Annotated in this window: 21 protein-coding genes, 1 tRNA gene and 4 pseudogenes; 21 read left to right on the forward strand and 5 right to left on the reverse strand. The window is 55.4% G+C overall.

Translation table 11 applies throughout. The features are described 5' to 3' along the window. Positions 1 to 128: 128 nt before the first annotated feature. The 5 genes and pseudogenes from NM10_RS14345 to NM10_RS02800 all read left to right on the forward strand — a co-directional run bounded on the left by NM10_RS14345 (position 129) and on the right by NM10_RS02800 (position 4,057). A pseudogene (locus tag NM10_RS14345) lies at positions 129 to 1,345 on the forward strand (alanine/glycine:cation symporter family protein). A gap of 56 nt (positions 1,346 to 1,401) precedes the next feature. Beyond that, positions 1,402 to 2,291, forward strand: a pseudogene (gene mmuM / locus NM10_RS02785) (homocysteine S-methyltransferase). A gap of 186 nt (positions 2,292 to 2,477) precedes the next feature. Continuing rightward, the gene (locus NM10_RS02790; protein ID WP_020310088.1) at positions 2,478 to 3,476 is read left to right on the forward strand and encodes a permease; all 999 of its coding nucleotides are present in this window, start codon (positions 2,478 to 2,480) and stop codon (positions 3,474 to 3,476) included. A gap of 9 nt (positions 3,477 to 3,485) precedes the next feature. Further along, positions 3,486 to 3,815, forward strand: a complete 330-nt coding sequence (locus NM10_RS02795) for an ArsR/SmtB family transcription factor (RefSeq protein ID WP_020310089.1) — start codon at positions 3,486 to 3,488, stop codon at positions 3,813 to 3,815. 11 nt (positions 3,816 to 3,826) lie between these two features. After that, positions 3,827 to 4,057: a thioredoxin family protein gene (locus NM10_RS02800; RefSeq protein WP_020310090.1), complete on the forward strand. Its 231-nt coding sequence runs from the start codon at positions 3,827 to 3,829 to the stop codon at positions 4,055 to 4,057. Between the two features lie 60 nt (positions 4,058 to 4,117). On the opposite strand, the gene NM10_RS02805 is transcribed toward NM10_RS02800, so the two are convergent. Next, positions 4,118 to 5,131 carry a YeiH family protein gene (locus tag NM10_RS02805; RefSeq protein WP_020310091.1) on the reverse strand — a complete coding sequence of 338 codons (1,014 nt, stop codon included), beginning with the start codon at positions 5,129 to 5,131 and terminating at the stop codon, positions 4,118 to 4,120. 125 nt (positions 5,132 to 5,256) lie between these two features. Between NM10_RS02805 and NM10_RS02810 the strand changes: the two genes are divergently transcribed. Next, positions 5,257 to 6,141: a LysR family transcriptional regulator gene (locus NM10_RS02810; protein ID WP_020310092.1), complete on the forward strand. Its 885-nt coding sequence runs from the start codon at positions 5,257 to 5,259 to the stop codon at positions 6,139 to 6,141. A gap of 57 nt (positions 6,142 to 6,198) precedes the next feature. Here the strand turns inward: NM10_RS02810 and NM10_RS02815 are convergent, their stop codons facing one another. The 3 genes from NM10_RS02815 to NM10_RS02825 all read right to left on the reverse strand — a co-directional run bounded on the left by NM10_RS02815 (position 6,199) and on the right by NM10_RS02825 (position 9,786). Continuing rightward, positions 6,199 to 7,134 carry a glycosyltransferase family 2 protein gene (locus tag NM10_RS02815; RefSeq protein ID WP_020310093.1) on the reverse strand — a complete coding sequence of 312 codons (936 nt, stop codon included), beginning with the start codon at positions 7,132 to 7,134 and terminating at the stop codon, positions 6,199 to 6,201. Beyond that, entirely contained in the window at positions 7,131 to 8,807 is a 1,677-nt protein-coding gene (locus NM10_RS02820; protein WP_020310094.1) for a glycosyltransferase family 39 protein, read from the reverse strand. Before NM10_RS02820 ends, NM10_RS02815 begins: the two co-directional genes overlap by 4 nt. A 118-nt stretch (positions 8,808 to 8,925) precedes the next feature. Next, positions 8,926 to 9,786: a DMT family transporter gene (locus tag NM10_RS02825; RefSeq protein WP_020310095.1), complete on the reverse strand. Its 861-nt coding sequence runs from the start codon at positions 9,784 to 9,786 to the stop codon at positions 8,926 to 8,928. A 154-nt stretch (positions 9,787 to 9,940) separates the two neighbouring features. On the opposite strand from NM10_RS02825, the gene coaE reads away from it, so the two are divergent. From coaE to NM10_RS02895, 15 genes and pseudogenes are all read left to right on the forward strand, one after another. Further along, positions 9,941 to 10,282 (forward strand): dephospho-CoA kinase, encoded by a 342-nt coding sequence (coaE, locus tag NM10_RS14900; RefSeq protein WP_020310096.1) that lies wholly within the window; start codon positions 9,941 to 9,943, stop codon positions 10,280 to 10,282. A gap of 1 nt (position 10,283) precedes the next feature. After that, positions 10,284 to 10,550, forward strand: a complete 267-nt coding sequence (locus NM10_RS14905) for a dephospho-CoA kinase (protein ID WP_020723955.1) — start codon at positions 10,284 to 10,286, stop codon at positions 10,548 to 10,550. Positions 10,551 to 10,560: 10 nt separating this feature from the next. Further along, complete coding sequence (locus NM10_RS02835) at positions 10,561 to 11,136, forward strand: lytic transglycosylase domain-containing protein (RefSeq protein WP_020310098.1); 576 nt, start codon at positions 10,561 to 10,563, stop codon at positions 11,134 to 11,136. A 5-nt stretch (positions 11,137 to 11,141) separates the two neighbouring features. Further along, positions 11,142 to 11,226 (forward strand) — tRNA-Leu (locus NM10_RS02840). 89 nt (positions 11,227 to 11,315) lie between these two features. Beyond that, positions 11,316 to 11,930 carry a hypothetical protein gene (locus NM10_RS02845; protein ID WP_020310099.1) on the forward strand — a complete coding sequence of 205 codons (615 nt, stop codon included), beginning with the start codon at positions 11,316 to 11,318 and terminating at the stop codon, positions 11,928 to 11,930. A gap of 111 nt (positions 11,931 to 12,041) precedes the next feature. Further along, a complete protein-coding gene (gene rimP, locus NM10_RS02850) occupies positions 12,042 to 12,503 on the forward strand; it encodes a ribosome maturation factor RimP (protein ID WP_020310100.1) in 462 nt (153 codons plus the stop codon). A 14-nt stretch (positions 12,504 to 12,517) separates the two neighbouring features. Beyond that, on the forward strand, positions 12,518 to 13,669 hold the full coding sequence (gene nusA / locus NM10_RS02855) for a transcription termination factor NusA (protein ID WP_020310101.1): 1,152 nt from the start codon (positions 12,518 to 12,520) through the stop codon (positions 13,667 to 13,669). Between the two features lie 3 nt (positions 13,670 to 13,672). After that, a complete protein-coding gene (gene rnpM, locus NM10_RS02860; protein WP_020310102.1) occupies positions 13,673 to 13,933 on the forward strand; it encodes an RNase P modulator RnpM in 261 nt (86 codons plus the stop codon). Next, positions 13,930 to 14,235 carry a L7Ae/L30e/S12e/Gadd45 family ribosomal protein gene (locus NM10_RS02865; RefSeq protein ID WP_020310103.1) on the forward strand — a complete coding sequence of 102 codons (306 nt, stop codon included), beginning with the start codon at positions 13,930 to 13,932 and terminating at the stop codon, positions 14,233 to 14,235. The genes rnpM and NM10_RS02865 overlap by 4 nt, the downstream gene beginning before the upstream one ends. Before the next feature lie 14 nt (positions 14,236 to 14,249). Next, positions 14,250 to 16,722 (forward strand): annotated as a pseudogene (gene infB, locus NM10_RS02870) (translation initiation factor IF-2). Positions 16,723 to 16,737: 15 nt separating this feature from the next. Further along, positions 16,738 to 17,084: pseudogene (gene rbfA / locus NM10_RS02875) on the forward strand (30S ribosome-binding factor RbfA). 5 nt (positions 17,085 to 17,089) lie between these two features. Next, positions 17,090 to 18,034 (forward strand): DHH family phosphoesterase, encoded by a 945-nt coding sequence (locus NM10_RS02880; protein WP_020310105.1) that lies wholly within the window; start codon positions 17,090 to 17,092, stop codon positions 18,032 to 18,034. Continuing rightward, on the forward strand, positions 18,031 to 18,912 hold the full coding sequence (gene truB / locus NM10_RS02885; protein WP_020310106.1) for a tRNA pseudouridine(55) synthase TruB: 882 nt from the start codon (positions 18,031 to 18,033) through the stop codon (positions 18,910 to 18,912). Before NM10_RS02880 ends, truB begins: the two co-directional genes overlap by 4 nt. 11 nt (positions 18,913 to 18,923) lie before the next feature. Then, on the forward strand, positions 18,924 to 19,850 hold the full coding sequence (locus NM10_RS02890; RefSeq protein ID WP_020310107.1) for a bifunctional riboflavin kinase/FAD synthetase: 927 nt from the start codon (positions 18,924 to 18,926) through the stop codon (positions 19,848 to 19,850). A 410-nt stretch (positions 19,851 to 20,260) separates the two neighbouring features. Then, a complete protein-coding gene (locus tag NM10_RS02895) occupies positions 20,261 to 21,865 on the forward strand; it encodes a sigma 54-interacting transcriptional regulator (RefSeq protein ID WP_071601822.1) in 1,605 nt (534 codons plus the stop codon). Positions 21,866 to 22,118: 253 nt separating this feature from the next. Here the strand turns inward: NM10_RS02895 and NM10_RS02900 are convergent. Next, positions 22,119 to 22,605, reverse strand: a 487-nt coding sequence (locus tag NM10_RS02900) for an IS256 family transposase (protein WP_020310109.1), incomplete at its 5' end; no start/stop codon positions are given.

The following is a 22,605-nucleotide window of genomic DNA, read 5'->3' on the forward strand; positions in this document are numbered from 1 at the left end:
TCCGTTTTCATTTTTACTATAATTTCCGGCACATCGGGTTTCATTTCCGCAATACTTTTGGCAAGATGTTCCAGCACCATGGCAGCGGCCAGGGGTCGGTATCGGGGTTCGCCGCAGCTTGTACGGCCATGGCCAATACGATAGGCGTCGGCAATATCGGCGGCGTGGCGACGGCCATCGTTTCCGGCGGCCCCGGCGCCGTCTTCTGGATGTGGGTCTCGGGCTGTCTCGGCATGTCGACGAAGGCCTGCGAAATCATTTTGGGCCAGCGCTTCCGCGTCAAGTATTCTGAATCCATGGATGAATACATGTGCGACCGGTCCTTTGTCATGCGCAACGCCCTGGGCTGGCGGAAAGGGGCTTTCCTGTTGGCCATTGCCTGTTTTACCCTGGGTCCCTGGACGTGCAGCGTCCAGACGGAATCCGTCGTAGGCGCCCTGCGGGAAGCCTTCGGCATCGACCCGCTCTGGTCAGCCGCTTTTCTGGGCCTCACCTGTTTCGTCACCATCTTCGGCGGCTTGCGGCGCATTTCGGCCGTCATGGAACGGGTCGTGCCCATCATGGCCCTGCTCTACATCCTCGCGGCCTGGCCATCCTCGTCCAGCATCTGCCGCAGGTACCGGAGACGCTGGAATTGATCGTCCGCAGCGCCTTTACACCCATGGCTGGTGTCGGCGGTTTCGCCGGGGCCACCGTCAAGGACGCCATGCGCTATGGCATTGCCCGCGGCCTCTATTCCAATGACGCCGGTACGGGCTATGGCATCATCGCCCATGCGACGGCCCGGACGGACCATCCTGTCCGCCAGGCTTCCTGGGGCTGGGGCGAAGTGTTCCTCGATACGATCGTCGTCTGCTCAGTCACGGCCTTGTCGCTGCTCCTGACAAATTCCTACATCGATTATCCCGGTGTCGACAGTGCCAGTTTGACGACGGTCGCCTTCCGCATTTCCTTTGGTGACTGGGGCGCCTGGTTCATGGCCATCGCCATTACGGTCTTTGCCTGGACGACGATCATCGGCATGTATTACAGCTGCGAAAAATCGGTCAACTACGCTTTCGGTGATACCCGGCGCAACCGCAGGGCGACCAAGGTCTATATGATCTATTACATGATTCCCTGTGTCGTCCTCTACAATGCCAAAGCCGATGCCCTGTGGGCCATGACCGATATTTTGTCGGCTATTTACGTCATGATCACGATTTTATTCATCGTCACGCAGCGGAAAGAAATTTTCCGCTTGTTCAATGATTTCTGGTTCCGTTTCCTGCCGGCGCAGGAACGAGGGGAAAATCCGCCTGTCGTCGCTTATGGGACGGTGCCTGTGAAAGGGGAAAGAAAATGAAAAGTACATTGAAACAGATTTTGGACCGCGAGGGCATCCTGGTCCTCGACGGCTCCATGGGGACAGCTTTGGAAAATCTCGGGGCCGATTTGAACAACAAACTGTGGACGGCCCGCGTCCTGGCCGACCGGCCGGAACTGGTCAAGGAAGTCCACATCCAGTATTTTCGGGCCGGTGCCGATGCGGGCATTACCTGCAGTTACCAGGCCTCTTTGCCGGGCCTGATGGAAACGGGGTACAGCCGCGAACAGGCAGAAGCCTCATCACCCGGGCAGTCCAGGTCTTTTTGGACGCCCGCCAGGAATGGTGGGACGCCGAAGGGAAGCAGGCCGGCCGGTCCTGGCCGCTCTGTCTGGCCAGTGCCGGCCCGTACGGGGCTTATTTGGCCGATGGGTCCGAATATAAGGGCCATTACGGCGTCAGTGCCGATACGCTGCGGGACTTCCATCGCCGCCGGGCGGAACTCCTGTGGCAGGCCGGTGCCGACGTCCTGCTCTTTGAAACGGAACCGTCCCTGATGGAAGCGGAAGTCGAAGCGCAGATCGCCGAAGAACTGGGCGCCCCCTATTGGATCAGCTTTTCCTGCTGCGACGGCCGCCACAACTGCGAAGGCCAGCTCCTGGCCGATTGTGCCCGCCAGCTGGCCCGTAACTATCCGCACCTGCAGGCCATCGGTGTCAACTGCACGAAGCCGGAATACATTGCCAGCCTCATCGGCGAATTGAAAAGGGCATCGGACCTTCCGATCATCGTCTACCCGAACAGTGGCGAAGAATACGACCCGCAGACCAAGACCTGGCACGGCGTCGGGACGGACCGCCGTTTCGGCGATTATGCCCTGGATTACATGAAAGCAGGTGCCGTCGCCGTCGGCGGCTGCTGTACGACCGTAGCCGACCACATCCGCCAAGTCGTCGCTGCTCGCAAGACGTATACGGGAAAATGATGGTTTATCGTACAGTGTTTGTAGTTTTCAGCAGATAGTACATACTCTTTGGAAAGGGATTGTCGCACGAGGGCAGACGCCTTCATGTGGCAGTCCTTCTTTTTGAACCTATCATATTGACAATCATCTATATCACTTGTATAATCTATGACATAGACAAAAATCTATGTGATGGAGGCGGAGGATATGTGGCTTTTTATCCAGAACCAGGTTTTAGGGATGCAGTGGCTGAATGAGGTCGTTGCGGCAATTTTACAATATGCCGGTGTCGATGTACAGAGCCGGGTCGGCGGCAGTTTGCAGTTTTTCTTTTATGATGTCGTGAAGATTACCGTACTGTTATGCGTATTGATCTTTCTTATTTCTTATATCCAGAGTTACTTCCCACCGGAACGGAGCCGGAAAATCATGGGACGGTTCCGCGGTATCTGGGCGAATATCATGGGGGCTTTGCTGGGGACGGTGACGCCGTTCTGCTCTTGTTCGTCCATTCCGCTGTTCATGGGATTTACCAGTGCCGGCCTCCCCCTGGGCGTTACTTTTTCTTTTTTGATTTCGTCACCTATGGTCGATTTAGGCAGCCTGGTATTGCTCATCAGTATCTTTGGCTATCGCATTGCCGTGGCCTATGTGGTTTTTGGCCTGATCATCGCCGTTATCGGCGGTTCCGTCATAGAACGCCTGCACATGGAGGCGGAAATTGAAGATTTCATCCGTCAGGCTCCGGCTGTCAGTGAAGCGGAGATTCCACAATTGACAAGGCGCGACCGTTTGGACTATGCGAAAGAACAGATGACCAGTACGTTCCGCAAGGTCTTTCCCTATATCCTGATTGGCGTTGGAATCGGTGCGTTGATCCATAATTGGATTCCTGAGCAGTGGGTCGAAGACGTTCTGGGGCGCCAGAATCCGCTTGGCGTAATCCTGGCCACCCTGGTAGGGGCACCGATGTATGCCGATATCTTTGGCTCTATCCCCATTGCCGAAGCCTTGCTGGGGAAGGGGGCGCAGTTAGGCGCCGTATTGAGCTTCATGATGGCCGTGACGACGCTGAGTCTGCCTTCGCTTATCTTGCTGCGAAAAGCCATCAAGCCGAAATTGTTAGGCGTCTTTATCCTGACTTGCGTCATCGGAATCATCTTGGTCGGCTACAGTTTCAACGCCCTTCAGGGATTTCTATTGTGAGGTGATTCAATGAATGCCGTAGATGTATCCTTATTATGTAAAGCCTTGGGGGATGCGAACCGCCTGCAGATTGTCCAATTGTTGACGCAGGGGGAAATGTGTGCCTGCAAGCTGCTGGAGTATTTTCAAATCACCCAGCCTACCTTATCTCATCATATGAAGGTGTTGACTGAATGCGGTCTGGTGACTAGCCGGAAAGAATGGAAGAATACCTATTACTCCCTGAATTGCCAGACCTTGACGGCTTTCCGCACCTTTATAGATACTTTAAAGTGTACGCACACTGGCTGCGTACCGGGCAAAGCCTGCCAGCCATCAGCGCAGGCCGACAAAGAATAGGAGTTGATCATATGGTAATCAAAGTATTAGGCAGTGGCTGTAGCAAATGTGAATCCCTCCTGGCTGCTGCGAAAGAAGCCGTACAGCATTTGGGGATTGACGCCGAAGTCCAATATGTCACGGACTTTGCCCAGATCGCCCGCTATGGCATCATGAGTACGCCGGCACTGGTCGTCGATGATAAAGTCGTTTCGACAGGCCGGGCCCTCAAAGCGGACCAGGTCGAAGCATACCTGAAGTAAGGGGATTATACTGCAAAAAAAGGCGCTGTCTTCATGCGACAGCACCTTTTTCTGCACTTCCTAGAACCACGTGCGCACGATGAACCAGGACAGGGCCAGGATGACGAAGGAGCAGGTGATGGCGCTGACCATGGGGCGGACGCCTTCTTTGGCGATGACTGAGAAGTTGACGTTCAGGCCCAGGGCGGCCATGGCCATGCCCAGGATGAGGTAAGCTATCTTGACCAGCATGGGGACGGCCAATCCGATGGCGGGGATATAGGAGCCGATGGCACTGGCTGCGATGAAGCCGCCCATGAACCAGGGGATGGGGACTTTGAATTTCTGATCCCTATCCTGGGACTGACGGCGCTGGCGCCAGGCTTCGACGATGCCCAGGATGATGGCAACCGGAGCCAGGAGCAGGACGCGGGATAATTTGGCGATGATGGCGCTGTCTGTCCCGACCGGGCCGGCACTGCCGCCGGCGGCGACGGCGTGGGCGATTTCATGGAGACTCAGGCCGGCCATGACGCCGAACTGGCTGTCCGTAAAGCCCAGGATGGGCTGGGCGAAGACTTCGATGAGTGTAAAGACCGTGCCCAGGATGGCTACGATGGCGACGGCCAGGACGGACTGGTCGGCCTTGGCCTTGAGGGCGCCGGACACGCCCATGACGGCGGCGGCGCCGCAGATGCTGCAGCCACAGGCCGTGAGCAGGGCCAGGGTGTGATCGACGCGCAGGAAACGGGCGGCGGCGTAATTGAGGGGAATCATGATGGCGACGACAAAGACTGCCGCTTCCAGACTTTGCAGACCGGCGCTGACCAGGACGATGAGATTCAGCTTGAACCCCAGGAAGATGATGCCGGCCCGGAGGAATTTGTTGGCAATGAAGCCCGTACTTTCCCGGGCTGCCAGGGTGACGGGACGGCAGACCTGGATGACCATGCCCAATAGCAGGGCCAGGACGAGATGGCCGATGAGGGAAAAGCCCGGCAGGGCTGCCAGGGATTGGCCGGCCAGGGAACAGGCCAGGGTCAGGACGACACCGAGCAGGGCGTGGCGCCAGTCGATCATAGTGGATAAATGCATGATGAAGTCACTCCTATACTGATATTTGAGATGACTCCAGTATAATCTGTCTCTTTCAATAAGTAAAATACTAGGATATAATATAAATCATAAGTATTTACCTATGAAATGAGGAGGAGAAGTCCATGACCTTGCGCCACTTCCGCATTTTCCTGGCTGTCTGCGAGCGGCTGAGCATGACCGAAGCGGCCCGCCAGCTCCACATCAGCCAGCCGTCAGTCACCCAGGCCATCCATGAAATGGAAAACCATTACGGCATATTGTTATTCGAACGCCTGGGTCGTCATATTTACCTGACCGCTGCCGGCGAGAACTTGAAACAGTATGCCTATCAGATTTTATCGCTCTGCCAGCAGGCTGAAGACAGCCTGACGGCCATGCAGCATCAGCTGCCAATCCGCCTGGGCGTCAGCATCACCATTGGCGACATCTTCCTGGTCGAACTCCTGACGCATTGCCGTCAGATACATCCTGAATGGGACATCCTGTCGGCTATCCACAATACGGAGGAACTGGAACAGCTCCTGATGGAAGATAAACTGGACCTGGCCCTTGTCGAAGGACGAGTCCATTCGCCATACCTCGTATCCCGGCCCATCCTTACGGATTATCTGACCCTCATCGCTTCGCCGAACAGCGAATGGAGCCGTAAGGCCATTACAGCGCCGCAGGACCTGGACGACCTGCCCGTCTTCGTCCGCGAACAGGGAAGCGGCACGCGGGACCTCTTTGAGCGCGTCCTGGAAGACCACCACCTGACCTGCCGCATCATCGGCGTCTACAATAACTCCGAAGCCATCAAGAAAGCCGTCATGGCCAACTTAGGCGTATCCGTCCTGTCCCGCCGCCTGGTTCAAAACGAAATCGAAACGGGCCGCCTCGTCGAACTCCCTTTGCCGGGCCTCGAATTCAAGCGCCATTTCCGCCTAGTACATCACAAAAACAAATACCTGATACAGCCCATGCAGGACCTCATATCCATCTGCTGCCACAGTGATGAATGGCTGTGATGGAACCTAAAAATGACCGCCATCTGTCTGCCGACGGAGCGGTCATTTTTGATTGATTTATTTCTTTTCCCGTGTGCTTTCGCCGACGATGTACGGCGGGCGGCCTTTGCTTTCGTTATAGATGCGGCCGACGTATTCGCCGAGGATGCCCATGAAGGTGAACTGGACGCCGCCGATGAAGAGGATGAGGGAGATGAGGGACGGATAGCCTGGGACGTCTTCGCCGAAGAGTAGGGTGCGCAGGACGATGAAGACGAGATAGATGGCGGCGACGATGGCCAGGAAACAGCCGGTAAAGGCGGCGATGCGCAAAGGCGCCGTCGTGAAGCTGGTAATGCCGTCGATGGCCAGGTTGAAGAGCTTCCAGTAGTTCCACTTGGTCTTGCCCGCAGCCCGGGGCGGCCGGTCAAAGAGGATTTCTTTCTTCTCGAAGCCAATCCAGCTGAACAGGCCCTTGGTATAGCGCTGACATTCGCGCAGGCTGCGCAGGGCCTTGACGCAGCGCCTGTCGAGCAGGCGGAAGTCGCCGACGTCTTCCTGGACCGGGACGGGGGACAATTTCTTGAGCAGGCGGTAATAGACATGGCTCGACCACTTCTTGAAAAACGTTTCCCCTTCGCGGCGCCGGCGGCGGGCCGAGACGTCGCGGTAGCCTTTTTCCCACCAGGCGATCATGTCCGGCAGGAGTTCCGGCGGGTCCTGGAGGTCGGCGTCCATGATGACCAGGGCGTCGCCTTCGGCGTAGTCCATGCCGGCCAGCATGGCTGCTTCCTTGCCGAAGTTGCGCGACAGGGATACGTAGGCCACGCGCTTATCTTTTTCGTGGAGCTGGCGCAGGATGGGCAGGGTCTGGTCGCGGCTGCCGTCGTTGACGAAGATGAAGGTAAAGGCGTAGTCTGGCAGGGCGTCGATGACGGCGCACGTCCGCTGATAGAACTGGGGCAGGACGGCTTCTTCGTTATAACAGGGGACGAGGATGTCGATTTGCTTCATCGTTTGTCACCTCCGGCGGCGGCCCGGTTCAGGAGGACCGTATAGTCTTCGACGTCGAGGCGCTGGGCCGGAACCGTTCCCAAAACGCGCAGGGCTTCGTCGCGGTATTTCGGCTGGACGACGACGATAGCCGGCTGGTCGCTGTTCCAGAGGTCATACAAGTCCTGGCTGCCGTAGTACATGTTCGTCTGGTCCGTATGATGGATGCCGAATTCCAGCTCGCCCATGAAGTTGCCGGCGGCGATGGGACGATCCAGATAGTAGACCAGGCCTGGCATGAACGAGCCATACATGATGATCGGCGTGCTGTCCGGGACGTTCAGGGACCGGATGTCCTGGCTGACTGTATAGGCCGTCTGATGGTCGTGAATCTGGCCCTGGATCTGATGGGCGCCGAGGCCGAAGCCATAGGCCATGCAGCTGAGGATGACCAGGACCGAGAGGAAGTCCTTCTTGCGATGCCAGACCCAGGCCGCTGCCAGGGTGCCGACGAAGAGCGAGGCGATGAGCAGGCCGCCGTGGGTCAGGAAGTCGGCGACGGTCAGGAAATCGGTGTGCATGAGGTAGGCGATGCCCGCTGCCGTGAACAGCAGGCAGAGGATGGCATTTATGAGAAAACTGTGGCCGAGCCAGCGCCCTTCCTGACGGCACCGTTCGATGGACGCGGCCAGGAGGACCGACAAGGGCAGCCAGCAGGGCAGGATGTACGTCGGCAGTTTCGAGTCGGAAATACTGTAGAAGACGTAAATCAGGCCGGCCCAGAGGGCGAGCAGCAGCAGGTCCCTCTTATGCCGCAGGGAACCGGGCTTGCGGAAAATCCCGTCTTTGCTGAATAACGTCGCCACGAAGCCCGTCCAGGGCATGAGGCCGGCGATGAGGACCGGGACGAAGTAGTACCAGGGATGGAAGCGTTCGTGCATCTTGGTGGCGAAGCGCAGAAAGTGTTCGCGGATGAAGAAGAAATAGAAGAAGTCCGGATTCTTCTGGCAGACCAGGTAGTACCAGGGCACGGCGATGACCAGGAAGAGGATGATGCCCGGCAGGTAGAAGAGTTTGAGGAAGAGGCGCGGCCGCTTGCTCAGCAGGGCATACCAGAAGAGGATGCCAAAGGGGAAGACGATGGCGATGAGGCCTTTCGTGAGCATGCCGAAACCCATGGCAGCGTAGAAGACGAGCAGGTATTTCTTGTTTTCCGTCCGTTCAAAGACGTAGAACGAGACCAGGCAGGCATCGATGAAAAAGGTCAGGGCCATGTCCATGACGCCGATAGAGGCGACGATGAGCTGCAGTGCCGACGTAGCCACGATGACGGCAGCCAGGAGCCCTGTGCGCTGGTTGTACATGGTCTTGGCCAGCCAGAAGGCCAGGAAGACGTTACCAAGGCCCGTCAGGGCCGGCAGGATGCGGCCCGTGAATTCACGGATGCCAAAGAGCTCCATGGACAGGGCCGTGACCCAGTATTGGAAAATAGGCTTCTCGAAATAGGGCATGTAATCGAAGTGGGGCGTGATGTAGTCGCCGGACAGGACCATTTCCATGGCGACCCGGTGATAGCGTCCTTCGTCGAGGTCGATGAGATGATACGACCCGATGTGGGCCAGGTACAAAAAGGCCGCAGCGGCGATGAACAGGCCCATCAGAAAGCGCCGGTGGCGGCGAAGTGCGTCAGTCATAAAATACCTCCTATATATGTGCGTTACTATATAGTATACAGGAAGATTATAAATAAATCATAAAAGAAATGACAATTTCCTGTGTTTTCATATTTCTGTGACATATGTCATTTTTACCTTAATGCGTCAGGGACAGGCGCGGCCGTCTGGGTTTGACGATGAGCAGGACGCCGCCCAGGACCAGGAGAATGCCCAGGGCTGTATGCCAGGTGAAGGCTTCGCCCAGGACGAGGATACCGCTGACGACGCCGACGACGGGGACGACCAGTATGGCGACGCCGGCCTTGCCGGCTTCCATGTGGGCGAGGATATAATTCCATAAGAAGAAGCCGACAGCTGCAGCCAGGATACCGTTATAGAGCAGACAGGCGGCAGCTGTTGTTGTCCAGTGGATGGAAGGCTGTGGGACAATCAGGGCGACGATGAAGAGCAGGAGCGAGCCGACGACCATCTGCCAGGCCGAGTACTGCAGGGGCGGACTGTCCTGGAGGTGCCGTTTCAGGATGATGCCCGATGCGGCCCCGGCGGCGGCCCCGGCGAGGACGATGGAGACGGCTGTCATATTGCCCAGGTCATGGATGTCCATGAGGACGAAGAGGCCGGCGATGCAGATGGCTATGCCGGCTATTTTCCGGAGCGTCAGCCTTTCTTTGAGGAAGAGCTGGGCCAGAATGGCCATCCACACGGGCATGGTGTAGTTCAACACGGAGACGACGCCGGCTGTCAGCGAATACATGCCGATCTGCATGCAGACATTGTTGACGGCAATCTGCAAGATGCCCGTAGCGGCGATCCACTTCCAGTACTTCCGTTCCGGGACGGGAATACGGCGCCAGGCGCAGACCGAGAGCATGACGGCGGCGCCGATGAGGAAGCGGAAGGCCACGAACAGGACGGGCGGGAAATAAGCATTGGCCGTCTTCATGACGACCCAGTTGAAACCCCAGATGGCATATAATAGAAATAGAGCGCGCATCATAGGAAAACACCTTCTTTTTTAGAAATTGGTTAGCAACCTTATTTTATCGGACGGGAGAGGAGAAATCAAGGCAGCGGCCCGTCCGGCAGGGCATGGACAGACAGGCCGGGAACGGCTATAATGGAAGAAAAGATTTACAGGAGGAGCGATTCTTATGTTACATATTGGCCTGACCGGCGGCATTGCCTCCGGCAAAAGTACTGTCGTCACCATGCTGCGCGAATTGGGGGCAGGTATCGTCGACTGCGACGTCATTGCCCACGACGTCGTCGAACCCGGTTCAGAAGGACTTGCGGCCGTCGCTGCGGCTTTTGGGCCGAAGACGCTCTTAGCCGACGAATCCATGGACCGGGCCTACATCGGCAGCGTCGTCTTTGGCGATAAGGCGAAGAAAGCGCAGCTCGAAGCCATTTTATTCCCCCTCATCCATGCCGGCATCGACGGGGAAATCAAAAAAATCGAAGAAAATAAAAAAAAATCCTGTCATTTTCCTTGACATGCCCCTGCTTTATGAGGTAAAATACGATTCGTACGTTGACGAAACGTGGCTGGTGTACGTCGATCCGGTAACGCAGCTTACGCGGCTGATGAAGCGGAACGGCTATCCCGAAAGTGAAGCACTGGCACGGATTCATGCACAGCTTCCTATCGACGACAAACGGTCTTTGGCACAGGTCATCATCGACAATACCGGCTCTCCGGAAGAGACGCAGAAACAGGTACTCGTCGCATGGCAGGCCTTGATGGACCGCATCAAAGGGTAGGGAGAAGACGTTGAGAAAAAGAGCAAGCACCAAAGGGAAAATCATCATAGCGGCATTATTGATATGTCTGTCCGCATCGTACTTTTATTCTTGGAAAGATGATGTCATGCGGAAGTTCGTATACCCTCTCCAGTACGATTACCTGGTTCGGCAGTATGCCTACGAAGACAAAGTCGACCCCGCCCTGGTGGCGTCCGTCATCTTAGTGGAAAGCAAGTTTGACGAACGAGCTGCTTCCCAGCCCGGTGCCCATGGCCTCATGCAGGTCATGCCCGACACGGCACAATGGATTGCCGATGAGATGGGGATGACCGACTACACGCCTGAAAAACTCAATGACGTCCGTACAAACATCAGGTTGGGAACCTGGTATCTGGCCTACTTATTGAAGGAATACGACGGGAATCAAGTACTGGCCTTGGCTGCGTATAATGCCGGCCGGGGACATGTCGACTCGTGGATCCAGAAATATGGCTGGACGAAAAATTTTCAAGAAATTGAAAAAATCCCCTTTTCAGAAACGCGAGAATATGTTAGAATAGTCTTGCTGAACGAAAAGCATTACAAACAGCTTTACGATTTCTGAGTTATGCGGTTGTGGCGGAATGGCAGACGCGCTGTCTTCAGGCGGCAGTGATCTTCGATCGTGCGGGTTCAACTCCCGCCAACCGCACCATTTTTACTATGGATGCTACATTGATTGAAACACTCAAACAATGGAATATCACAACTGTTCTCCCACTTTCAGTGGGAGATTTTCAGTTATTGGAAGAATATCGCATGATCGAGAAAGACGGCAAGCCCGTCGAGTACCGCTTGTTCACCTATGAGAATCACGTCAACGGCTGGACCGTGCGGGCTATCTTGAATCCCGAATCGGAAGAATTCTCTATCCGGACGGATATCGGCATGCTGGAATTCGCCCTCATCGAATTCATCACCGATTCCTTCGACCTCTTCCGGTCCATGGTCGAAGAGCGCCTGGCCCGTATCATCCACGACGATTACGTCGAACGGAGCCGCAATTTCAGCGTCATCCTCAAGAACAAGGGCGTCCCTGACGTCGCATGGGATGAGTTCCTGCCCGACAGCTATCAGGGCTTCCGGCGCCTGGTCAAGCCCAACGATGCCGTGCGCATCATCAACGGGTCCTACATGATCCTGGCTTATTACGACGCAGCCACGCGCAGCGGCCTGTCCCTGATGTACAACGTCCTGCGCGACGATTTCTTTGCTGAACGGCGGGTGCAGAACTTCCCGCACCTGGTCCACGACTTCGATACGTCGTCTTTGAAGGAGCTGGAGAAAGCCTTGCGGAAACGCCTCCTGCCCGTCCTCGACGAAATCGCGGCTGACCGGGACAAATCATTGTCAGAATGAGCAGACAGTGGTATACTAAAAGTAATTTAGATGTTTAGATGCGAAGAGTGGGTGAAAGCCCACTCTTAACTTTTACCTGTAGGAAATTTTGAAGATAAGCTGGTGAATACGATGAGACGTGAACACATTGAAGATTTGATTGCCAAGGAAGTAGAACAGATTATCGAAGGGACTGACCTGGAACTGGTCGACGTCGAATACGTGCGCGAACGGAACTGGTACCTGCGCGTATTCATTGATAAAGAAGGTGGTGTCGACCTGGAAGACTGCCAGGCCGTCAGCGAGAAGCTGAGCAAGGTCCTCGACGAAAAGGACCCGATCAGCGACAACTATCTCCTGGAAGTATCGTCGCCGGGACTGGACCGCATCCTCAAGAAGGACAAGGACTTCGTCCGCTATGCTGGCCGGTCCGTAGACATCCATTTCTTTAAGGCCCGCGACGGCGTCAAGGACCTGACGGCAGATCTCGTCGAAAAGACAGCTGACGGGCATCTCATCGTCCAGGTCGATGGCCGTGAAGATAAGATTGACATGAAAGAAATATCGCAAGTCCGTTTGCATATTGATTTTTAGTGGAGGTTATTAACGTGAATAAAGAATTGCTCAATGCTATTGCTTACTTATCCAAAGAGAAAGGCGTATCTCCGGATGTCATCTGTGACTCCCTGGAAGCCGTCCTGATCACGGCTTACAAGAAGGAACCCGATGCCAATCCGACGGCGGAAGTCGAACTGAACCGCTCGACGGGCGACTATGCCATCAAGGCTGCCAAGACCGTCGTCGACGAAGTCGAAGACCCGCATACGGAAATCTCTCTCGATAAGGCCCGCCTCATTGATGTCAATTACGAAGTCGGCGACGTCGTCAACGTCGATGTCACGCCGGACAATTTCGGCCGCATCGCCGCCCAGGCTGCCAAACAGGTCATGATTCAGCGCCTGCGCGAAGCGGAACGCAACATCGTCTATGATGAATTCTCGGACCGCACGGACGACATCATCACGGGCATCATCCAGCGCATCGAGAACCGCAACGTCTACGTCGACCTGGGCAAGGCTGAAGCCATCCTGCCGGCATCGGAACAGATCCCGTCGGAAACGTACAGCGTCGGCCAGCGCATCAAGTGCTATGTCGTCGAAGTCCGCAAGACGACGAAAGGCGCCCAGATCCTCGTATCCCGGACCCATCCGGGCCTCTTGAAGCGCCTCTTTGAACTGGAAGTACCGGAAATCTACGAAGGCGTCGTCGAACTGAAATCCGTCGCCCGCGAACCGGGCCGCCGTTCTAAGATTGCCGTCTATTCCCGCGATGCCAATGTCGATTCCGTCGGTGCCTGCGTCGGCCCGAAAGGCTCGCGCGTCCAGAACATCGTCTCGGAATTGCAGAACGAAAAGATCGACATCGTCAAATGGGATGAAGACCCGGCGGTCTACATCGCCAACGCCCTCAGCCCGGCTCAGGTCATTTCGGTCACGGTCGATGAAGACGAAAAATCGTCGAGCGTCGTCGTACCGGATTACCAGCTGTCCCTGGCCATCGGCAAGGCCGGCCAGAACGCCCGCCTGGCTGCGAAACTGACCAACTGGAAGATCGACATCAAGAGCGAAAGCCAGGCTGCCGAACTGGCTGCCCAGGCAGAAGCTCCGCAGGACAGTGAACCGGCCGATGACATCGACATCCTCAGCGACCTGGCCATGCCGGCAGCTGACGATGTTGCAGCCGATACGGAAGGAGAATAAGCCATGAAGACCCGAAAGACTCCCATGCGCGTCTGTGCCGGCTGTCAGGAACAGAAGAGCAAGAAGGAAATGATCCGCGTCGTCCGCACGCCGGAAGGCGCTGTCGAGATCGACAAGACCGGCAAGAAGTCCGGCCGCGGCGTCTATCTCTGTCTGAACAGCGAATGCCTGGAAAAAGCCTACAAGGAACATCGCCTGGAACGGTCCCTGAAGACCAAAGTGTCCAGCGAAATCTATGAACAGCTGAGGAAGGAACTGCTGTGAGCGACAAGGTCCTGAATCTCCTCGGCCTTGCCTGCCGGGCTGGCAAGACCGTCTGCGGTGATGGAGCCGCACAGAAAACATTGAAGCGCCGGCGCGTCCCGCTCTTATTCCTGGCCTCCGACGGCGGCAGCGATAACGTCGAGAAATATCGCCGCCTGGCGGAGCGGAAAGGGATCACCGTCGTTGATACATATACGAAAAATGAATTAGGCAGTGCCGTCGGCAAAGCCCAGAGCGTCATCATCCTCATTGATGACAAAGGCTTCGCCGGGGCCATAGAGAAAGTGAAGCGTGATGAATAGAAGGGGGTAACTAGATGACGAAACGAGTATACGAAGCCGCAAAAGAATACGGCGTTCCCGCAAAGACAGTAATCAAGACGCTGGCAGATCATCACATCAAAGCCGGTAATTTCACCGGTATTGACGCCAATATGAAGTCCATCCTCGATGCATCCTTCAAAAAGGGTGCCAAAGGGGAAGCACAGCGTGGACATAAACAGGAAAATAAACAGACAGGGGAAGGAACTAGCCGAAAAGTGAACGAAACGAGCCGACAGAACAAAAACAAAAAACAGGGCAATACGCCGAAACAGAATAACCAAAATCAGGACAAGAAACGCCAGAACCAGGGCAATACGCCGAAACAGAATAACCAGAATCAGGACAAGAAACGCCAGAACCAGGGCAATGGGCAGAACCAGCCGAACCGCGGTGCCAAAGCCGCTCAGGGCCAGAACCAGGGCAGCCGTCCGCAGAACCATAAAGGCGGCAATAACGGCGGCCAGAGCAGCCAGGGCCAGCAGGGCGACAACAAGCGCACCAAGTATTTTGGTCATTCCCAGGGCGGCAATGACAACCGCAGTGGCAACAAGAACAAGCGCGGCGGCCAGAATAACCGCAATAACAACAAGAATAACGGCGGCAACCGTCCCCATACGCTGTTGTCCAACGTCCTGAACAAAGGCAAGCACAACAAGAACAAGCGCAACCAGAAGCATCAGGCACCGGTAGCGCAGGAAGCTCCGAAGAAGAAGAATTATCCGACGGCTATCGAACTGCCGGAAACAATCATCGTCAAGGACTTTGCCGAACGCCTGGGCCGCGATGTCGGCGAAGTCATGAAGAAGCTCCTCATGGGCGGCATCATGGCGACGATCAACCAGGAACTGGATTTCGATACGGCCTCCCTCGTTGCCGATGAATTCGGCGTCACCGTTACCAAGGAAGCACCGCCGGAAGACCCGACGGAAATCGAAGAAATCATCGACCCGCCGGAAACCCTCAAGACCCGTCCGCCTGTCGTCACCATCATGGGCCACGTCGACCACGGCAAGACGAGCCTCCTCGACGCCATCCGTCAGACCAATGTCACCAGCCACGAAGCCGGCGGCATTACTCAGCACATCGGGGCTTATCAGGTCCGCTACCAGGGCAAGAAAATCACCTTCATGGATACGCCGGGCCACGAAGCTTTCACGGCTATGCGTGCCCGCGGTGCCCAGGTCACGGATATCGCCGTCCTCGTCGTCGCAGCTGATGACGGTGTCATGCCGCAGACTGTCGAATCCATCAACCATGCCAAATCGGCTGGCGTCCCCATCATCGTCGCTATCAACAAGATCGATAAGGAAAGCGCCAATCCGGAACACGTCATGCAGCAGCTGACGGAATACGGCCTGGTCAGTGAAGACTGGGGCGGCGACACCATCATGGTCCCCGTTTCGGCACATAAGAAAATCGGCCTCGACGATCTCTTGGAAAATATCCTCGTCCTGGCAGAAGTACAGGATCTCAAGGCCAACCCGAACCGTCCGGCTCAGGGTGTCGTCATCGAAGCCAAGCTGGATAAAGGCCGCGGCCCGGTCGCTTCCGTCCTCATCCAGAAAGGGACCCTCCGCGTCGGCGATACGATCATCGTCGGCACCTGCTTCGGCAAGGTCCGCGCCATGAACAACGAACGGGGCGAACGCGTCAAGAAAGCGGAACCGTCCATCCCAGTCGAAATCCTCGGCCTCAACGACGTACCGGAAGCCGGCGACATCCTCAACGTCACCGACGAAAAGACGGCCCGTTCCGTTGCCGAAAAACGCCTGGAAAAGAAACGTTCGTCCGCACTCCACGTCAATGCCAAAGTCACCCTGGATGACCTGTTCAACCAGATCCAGCAGGGCGAACTGAAGGAACTGCCCCTCATCATCAAAGGCGACGTCCAGGGTTCCGTCGAAGCCGTGAGCCAGTCCCTCATGGGCATCAAGAGCGACGAAGTCCGCATCTCCATCGTCCATGCCGGCGTCGGCGCCATTAACGAATCGGATATCATGCTGGCTTCGGCATCGAACGCCCTGATCATCGGCTTCAACGTCCGCCCCGATGCGGCAGCCCGCAAGATGGCAGAACATGAAAAAGTCGACATGCGCATGTACCGCGTCATTTACGACGCCATCAACGACGTCGAAGCGGCTATCAAAGGGATGCTGGAAAAGAAATACGAAGAAAAGATCGTCGGACCGTGMKDCTGAAGTCCGTAAAGTCATTACGACGCCGAAAGTCATCGTCGGCGGTTCCTATGTCAAGGAAGGCAAGATCACCAGCACGTCCAAGATACGCCTCATCCGCAACGGCATCGTCATCCACGAAGGCGAAATCGACGGCCTGCGCCGTTTCAAAGATGATGTCAAGGAAGTCGCAGCCGGCTACGAATGCGGCATTACCCTGGAAAAATACCGCGACATCAAGGAAGGCGACGAAATCGAAGCCTACGAAATGGTCGAAGTCGAACCCGAATAAAGGGAGGTACGTACTATGGGAGAATTACGAGTACGCAAGATACAGGAATTTATCAAACAGGAAGTATCGAAGATGCTCCTGAATGAACTGAAAGATCCGCGCATCGGTTTCGTCACCGTCACCGATGCCCGCATCACCGGCGACCTGCGCGATGCGACAGTCTACGTCAGCCTTTTCGGCAGCGACGAAGCCAAGCAGGAAATGCTGAAAGCCCTGAAGAGCGCGACCGGCTATATCCGCACGGAAGTCGGCAAGCGCCTGGGTATCCGCTATTCGCCGACCATTGTGTTTAAAGAAGATACATCCTCGATTACGGGATGAAGATCGATAAGATTCTTCGCGACATTGAAAAGAAGGACTGATACCCATGAATTGTTCGGCTCAGGAAATCTATACCTTACTGCGCCATTACGATAAGATCCTGCTGACAGCCCATGTCAGTCCCGATGGCGACGCCATCGGCAGCCTCCTGGCCTTGTGGCACTGGCTGCAGCTGCAGGGGAAGAAGGCCGTCATGGTCGTCGACGACGATATCGACGACCGCTATGACTTCCTCGACGGCCTGCAGTACATCAACAAGCCGGAGCAGGTCGAAACGGATGATTCCTGGCTGACCGTCGTCCTCGATGCGACGGGCCTCGGCCGCATCGGCCAGGCTGAAAAGCTGGTCCGCGGCAAGGTCCTCAACATCGACCACCATATTTCCAACGAGCATTTCGCCCAGTGGGAATACGTCCGGCCCGACTGCGCGGCGACAGGCGAAATCCTGACCTATCTCTTCGACCTCTGGCAGCGGGACTGGAACACGGCCATGGCCGATGCCCTCTATACGGCTATCGCCACGGACTGCGGCTTCTTCAAGTTCAACAACACGACAGGCCATACGCTGCGCATGGCAGCCCTCCTCGTCGACCACGGCGCCCGGCCCGATTTCATTTCGGAACACCTCGACGCCCGGTCCCTGGAAAAACTGAAGGCCCTGTCCAAGGTGCTGGAACACCTGGAGCTCTTTGATGACGGCCGCATTTCCTGCCTGTCCTACACGCCGGAAGTCCTCAAGATCACTGGCGAACACACGGGGATGTACATGGATTACGCCCGCAACGTCAAAGGGTCGGAAGTGGCTTTTACCGTCAAATACGTCAGCGATAAGGAAACGCGGGTCAGCCTGCGCTCGAAGGGCATAGACGTCAATGCCGTAGCCGCTGTCTTCGGCGGCGGCGGCCACGTCCGCGCAGCCGGCTGCACCTTGGATAAGCCTTTGGATGAAGCGAAGAAACTCCTCGTAAAGGAAATCGAAAAGCGCCTATGATACACGGAATCATCAATGTACTGAAACCGACGGGCATGTCCAGTCACGACGTCATCGGCTGCCTGCGCCGTATCTATGGCATGAAGAAGATGGGCCACGCCGGCACCCTGGACCCTTTGGCGGCCGGTGTCCTGCCGGTCTATGCCGGTCAGGCGACGCGCCTCATCGAATACGGTGACAGCGACGTCAAATCATACCATGCCGAATTCGCCTTAGGGTTGGCGACGGATACGGAAGACAGTACGGGGACCGTCGTCGAAACGGCGGCCGTACCGGATCTGTCGGCTGACGACGTGCGCCGCGCCCTGGCGTCCTTCGTGGGCGACATCGAACAGGCACCGTCCAAATATTCCGCCATCAACGTCAACGGCGTCAAGGCCTATAAACTGGCCCGACAGGACGTCGATTTCACCCTGCCCGTGCGCCACGTGACCATCCACGACCTGCGCCTGCTGTCCTTTGACGGCCGGCGCGGCACCTTTGCCGTGACCTGTTCCAAAGGGACCTACGTGCGCTCCCTCATCCGCGACCTGGGTCAGGTCCTGGGGACCTGCGCCTGCATGACCTATCTGGTCCGCACCCGGGCCGGGCTGTTCACCATCGACGACGCGGCGACGCTGGAAGAGCTGGAACGGGACCCCATGACCTATGTCCGGCCGGCCGATATGGCTATCCAGGACCTTAAAAAGGCGAATTGTTCCGCCAAACAGTGTGCCTTCCTGCTCCAGGGCCGTCCCGTGCCCTTCGCCGGGCCGCACCTGGCCGATGGCGACGTCATCCGCGTGTACGGGCCGGACCAGCGGCTCATGGGCATTGCCCGCTACGACGGGGAACACCATATCCTGCGGCCTCATAAGATGTTCGCAGAGGGATTGTGAGGTAACTAACGATGGAAATATTCCACTCCTTTCAGGAAATAACCGGCTTTACCGGAGCCGTCGTGGCCCTTGGGACCTTTGACGGCGTCCACCGGGGCCACCAGATGGTCATGAAGACGGCCATCAAACGGGCCGCTGCCGGCGGTGTGAAAACCATGGTCGTCACCTTTACGGCCCATCCGCTGTCCGTGTTGTGTCCGGAAAAAGAACCGCTGCGCCTGGCCACGATTGGCCAGAAAGCGGAATATATCGAAGCCGTCGGCATCGACGGCCTGGTCCTCCTGCCCATGAGCCAGACCCTCTTGCAGGAATCGCCGGAAGAGTTCTGCCAGAACCTCCTGACCTACATCCATCCGTCGGCCATCGTCGTCGGCTCGAACTTTACCTATGGTGCCAAGGCGGCAGGCAATACGGAGACCATGAAATTCTTCATGAGCCAGTACGGCATCCCCGTCGTCGCCCTGACCCTCCTCGAACGGCCGGGCCGGACGACACCCATCAGCAGTACCGTCATCCGCCGTCTCATCCAGATGGGCCACATGGAAACGGCAGAGAATCTCCTGGGCCGTCCCTTTGCCCTGACCGGCACCATCGTGCCCGGTGACCGGCGGGGGAGGACCATCGGTTTCGCTACGGCCAACATGCTCATCCCCATCAACATGGCCATCCCGCCAGACGGCGTCTACATCACCGAACTGTGGTGGGACGGCAAGGGCCATCCGGCCATGACCAACATCGGCGACAACCCGACCTTCGAGAACCAGTACCGCCGCATCGAGACCCACGTCCTCGACTGGGACGCTGACCTCTACGGCAAAGAAGTGAGCCTGCGCTTCCGCAAGCGCCTCCGCGGCGAAGAAACCTTCGCCACTGCCGACGACCTCGTCGCCCAGATGAAAAAAGACGAAGCCGCAGCGCGCCAGTTCTTTCAAAGATAATTTGTAGTACGGAGTTTGTAGCCGTATACTGTAGGGGCTCGCACGTGGCGAGCCCGTCAGAATATGTGCGGTTTTCTAGCCAGTTTGCCAGGAAATTATCCACAACGTAAAAATAAGCCGTCACAGGAAATGATTTTTGCTTCCTGTGACGGCTTATTTTTTTGCGGTCTAATTATAAAATTTTCGTACTAAAATGTATACTTTTCATTATACATTGTATTATATATGTACTAAATTATTACATAATTACTATTAATCAAATATAAATTATACGGAAATATATAAAACGATACGATATTAAATGTAATAAATATTTTATAATTGCATGATATAATAAGCCTATCTCAATTTACGGTATAAGATATACTCATAAGGAAAAAGAACGGCATTTAAAATATTAAGAATAGGCTATGAATACAATAAAAAATAGGGGGGTACAGGAAATTTTTAAGATTTCTGTTGTTGCTCCGTCAACCCAGTTATATAAGAAAATTGAACAATATCTTCATACGACGCCGAAACGGAAGCTGGCCCAGATTGATTTGATTGATGGCAGCATGACTGATGCAGTGGCCCGAATCCGGAAGAGTATACAGGCCGGTCAGGATGCCGTCATTTTGTGGGAACCCATGGCTTCGGCAATTGCTGCAGCCTATCCACAGCAACGGATTTTTGTCGTCCAGCCCAGCGTCCTCGATTTGCTGAATTGTATCCGGAAGGTTCCCGATGGGAAATCAGGCGGCGTCATCATTCCTCTTTCGCTGCGCGATTATTATGATGATTTAGAACTGCAGCTCAAAGCCATGAAGATTCCTTTCTACTGTTTAGTATCCGATACGGATGAACGGGCTTTGCGGTCTGCTGTCCATCAGGCGGCGCTTTCGGGTATCCAATGTTTAGTTGGCAGTGTAGGCATTGAGCACTATGTCCGTGCCGAAGGCATGGAATGTATCCCCTTGCAGCCCGAGTGGGGCGGTCTGGTACGGGCTTTTTTTAAAGTATTGCGGAGCTTGCGCCAGTCCCGGTTATCGCAAAGGAAGGGACTTTCTTCCTCAAAGGGGCTGACGGCTTATTATCATTTAGATGACATCATCGGCCGTTCACCGATGATGAAACAGGTCAAAAGATTGGCCCGGATTTATGCGGCCAGTGAATCGACCATCCTCATTACCGGGGAATCGGGCACGGGAAAAGAGATGCTGGCTCAGGCTATCCACAACATGAGCAGCCGGCGTCAGGGGCCGTTCATTGCCATCAACTGCAGTGCAGTCTCCGAAAGCCTCTTGGAAAGTGAACTCTTTGGCTATACGGGCGGATCCTTTACAGGGGCCCGTCGTGAAGGACGCGAAGGCCTTTTTGAAGCGGCCAATGGCGGGACCTTGTTCCTCGATGAAATCGGGGATATGCCCTATGACTTGCAGAACTATTTGCTGCGGGTCCTGCAGGAACGCTGTATCCGCCGCCTCGGCTCTCATCAGTCGATTCCCATTGACGTCCGCATCATTGCTGCGACCAACAGGAATTTGGAACAAGCCGTCCAGGACCATCGCTTCCGGTTGGACCTCTATTACCGGCTGGCCGTCCTGCTCATCCACGTGCCGCCCTTGCGCCAGCGCAAGGCAGATATTGCCGTCGTAGCCCAGGCACTGCTCCAGCGCTTCAATGTGCAGTATGGACGGCACCATGAGCTGGGCCAAGACGTCATCGATTATTTCCAGACCCTTCCCTGGCCGGGCAATGTCCGCCAGCTGGCCAACACCCTTGAACGATTGTCCTTAGTCGTCAGCAGGAAAAAAATAACCTTGTCGGACCTGGCCTGGGTTATGCCCAATCCGCCAGTCATACCGGATAAAAGTATCCGTGACCGGAACTTAAAGGACCTGACCTATGAATACATTGAAAAAATGTACCAAGAAGGCAAGAGCGTATCGGAAATCGCCAAAGAACTAAATATCAGCCGCTCGACGATTTACCGCATGCGGCAAAAATATCAAAATAAAAAAGGGCATCTTTAAATTTAAAACCATCTGCTAACAACTAACCACTAGCCACTAACCACTAACCACTTAAAAAGCTTGTCGCACATGCGGCAAGCTTTTTTACTATATCCTGTCTCAATTCACAAATTTTTGTCATAAAACTGTTGCATTTCGCAACAACGAGATACTCCCTTTGTGAAAAATAAAGTACGTTGTATGGCGTTATATACACATCTGCTCCTCTTTTCTTAAAACTGGCGGGTGTGTCAAGAGTTTTGTGTAAATCGATTCAATAAGCAACATCGTATTGCTGCATAAGCTGAGACATCCTGTCGTCCATGAGCAGCTGGTTCCGGACCATCGCCCAGTTTGCGACGTGACGACCCTTCCATTTTTTATAGAGCTCTTGGATGCGTAGGTAGAAAATCTTGAAGACTGCATCCTCGTTGGGGAAAGCGCCTTTCTTGGTCACCTTGCGGAAGCTAGAGTTGACGCTCTCGATGGCATTGGTCGTGTACATGATCTTGCGCACGGCACTGCCATAGTTATAGAGCTGCTCGACGTGTGAGAAATTGTTTTCCCATACGCTGACCGCGCCTGGATAAGCCTGCCAGTCGGTCTTGAACTTCTCGAATTCCTGACGGGCCTGCTTGACGTTGATGGCACCATAGATGAGCTTCAGCTGCTTCGTGAATGCACTCCACTGCTTGCGTGGGATGTAGCGGATGGAATTGCGGATGAGGTGTACGATGCAGCGCTGAACCGTGGCATGAGGA

Origin of the sequence: Megasphaera sp. NM10 (assembly GCF_000417505.1) — a bacterium.
Classification (GTDB): Bacteria; Bacillota; Negativicutes; order Veillonellales; family Megasphaeraceae; genus Megasphaera; species Megasphaera intestinihominis.

What these genes read in the sequence shown, in the direction of transcription:
- NM10_RS02790 (WP_020310088.1), top strand. Translation starts at nt 2,478, where the DNA reads ATGTGGCTTTTTATCCAGAACCAGGTTTTAGGGATGCAGTGGCTGAAT.
- NM10_RS02795 (WP_020310089.1), top strand. Translation starts at nt 3,486, where the DNA reads ATGAATGCCGTAGATGTATCCTTATTATGTAAAGCCTTGGGGGATGCG.
- NM10_RS02800 (WP_020310090.1), top strand. Translation starts at nt 3,827, where the DNA reads ATGGTAATCAAAGTATTAGGCAGTGGCTGTAGCAAATGTGAATCCCTC.
- NM10_RS02805 (WP_020310091.1), bottom strand. Translation starts at nt 5,131, where the DNA reads ATGCATTTATCCACTATGATCGACTGGCGCCACGCCCTGCTCGGTGTC.
- NM10_RS02810 (WP_020310092.1), top strand. Translation starts at nt 5,257, where the DNA reads ATGACCTTGCGCCACTTCCGCATTTTCCTGGCTGTCTGCGAGCGGCTG.
- NM10_RS02815 (WP_020310093.1), bottom strand. Translation starts at nt 7,134, where the DNA reads ATGAAGCAAATCGACATCCTCGTCCCCTGTTATAACGAAGAAGCCGTC.
- NM10_RS02820 (WP_020310094.1), bottom strand. Translation starts at nt 8,807, where the DNA reads ATGACTGACGCACTTCGCCGCCACCGGCGCTTTCTGATGGGCCTGTTC.
- NM10_RS02825 (WP_020310095.1), bottom strand. Translation starts at nt 9,786, where the DNA reads ATGATGCGCGCTCTATTTCTATTATATGCCATCTGGGGTTTCAACTGG.
- coaE (WP_020310096.1), top strand. Translation starts at nt 9,941, where the DNA reads ATGTTACATATTGGCCTGACCGGCGGCATTGCCTCCGGCAAAAGTACT.
- NM10_RS14905 (WP_020723955.1), top strand. Translation starts at nt 10,284, where the DNA reads ATGCCCCTGCTTTATGAGGTAAAATACGATTCGTACGTTGACGAAACG.
- rimP (WP_020310100.1), top strand. Translation starts at nt 12,042, where the DNA reads ATGAGACGTGAACACATTGAAGATTTGATTGCCAAGGAAGTAGAACAG.
- rnpM (WP_020310102.1), top strand. Translation starts at nt 13,673, where the DNA reads ATGAAGACCCGAAAGACTCCCATGCGCGTCTGTGCCGGCTGTCAGGAA.
- NM10_RS02880 (WP_020310105.1), top strand. Translation starts at nt 17,090, where the DNA reads ATGAATTGTTCGGCTCAGGAAATCTATACCTTACTGCGCCATTACGAT.
- truB (WP_020310106.1), top strand. Translation starts at nt 18,031, where the DNA reads ATGATACACGGAATCATCAATGTACTGAAACCGACGGGCATGTCCAGT.
- NM10_RS02890 (WP_020310107.1), top strand. Translation starts at nt 18,924, where the DNA reads ATGGAAATATTCCACTCCTTTCAGGAAATAACCGGCTTTACCGGAGCC.
- NM10_RS02895 (WP_071601822.1), top strand. Translation starts at nt 20,261, where the DNA reads ATGAATACAATAAAAAATAGGGGGGTACAGGAAATTTTTAAGATTTCT.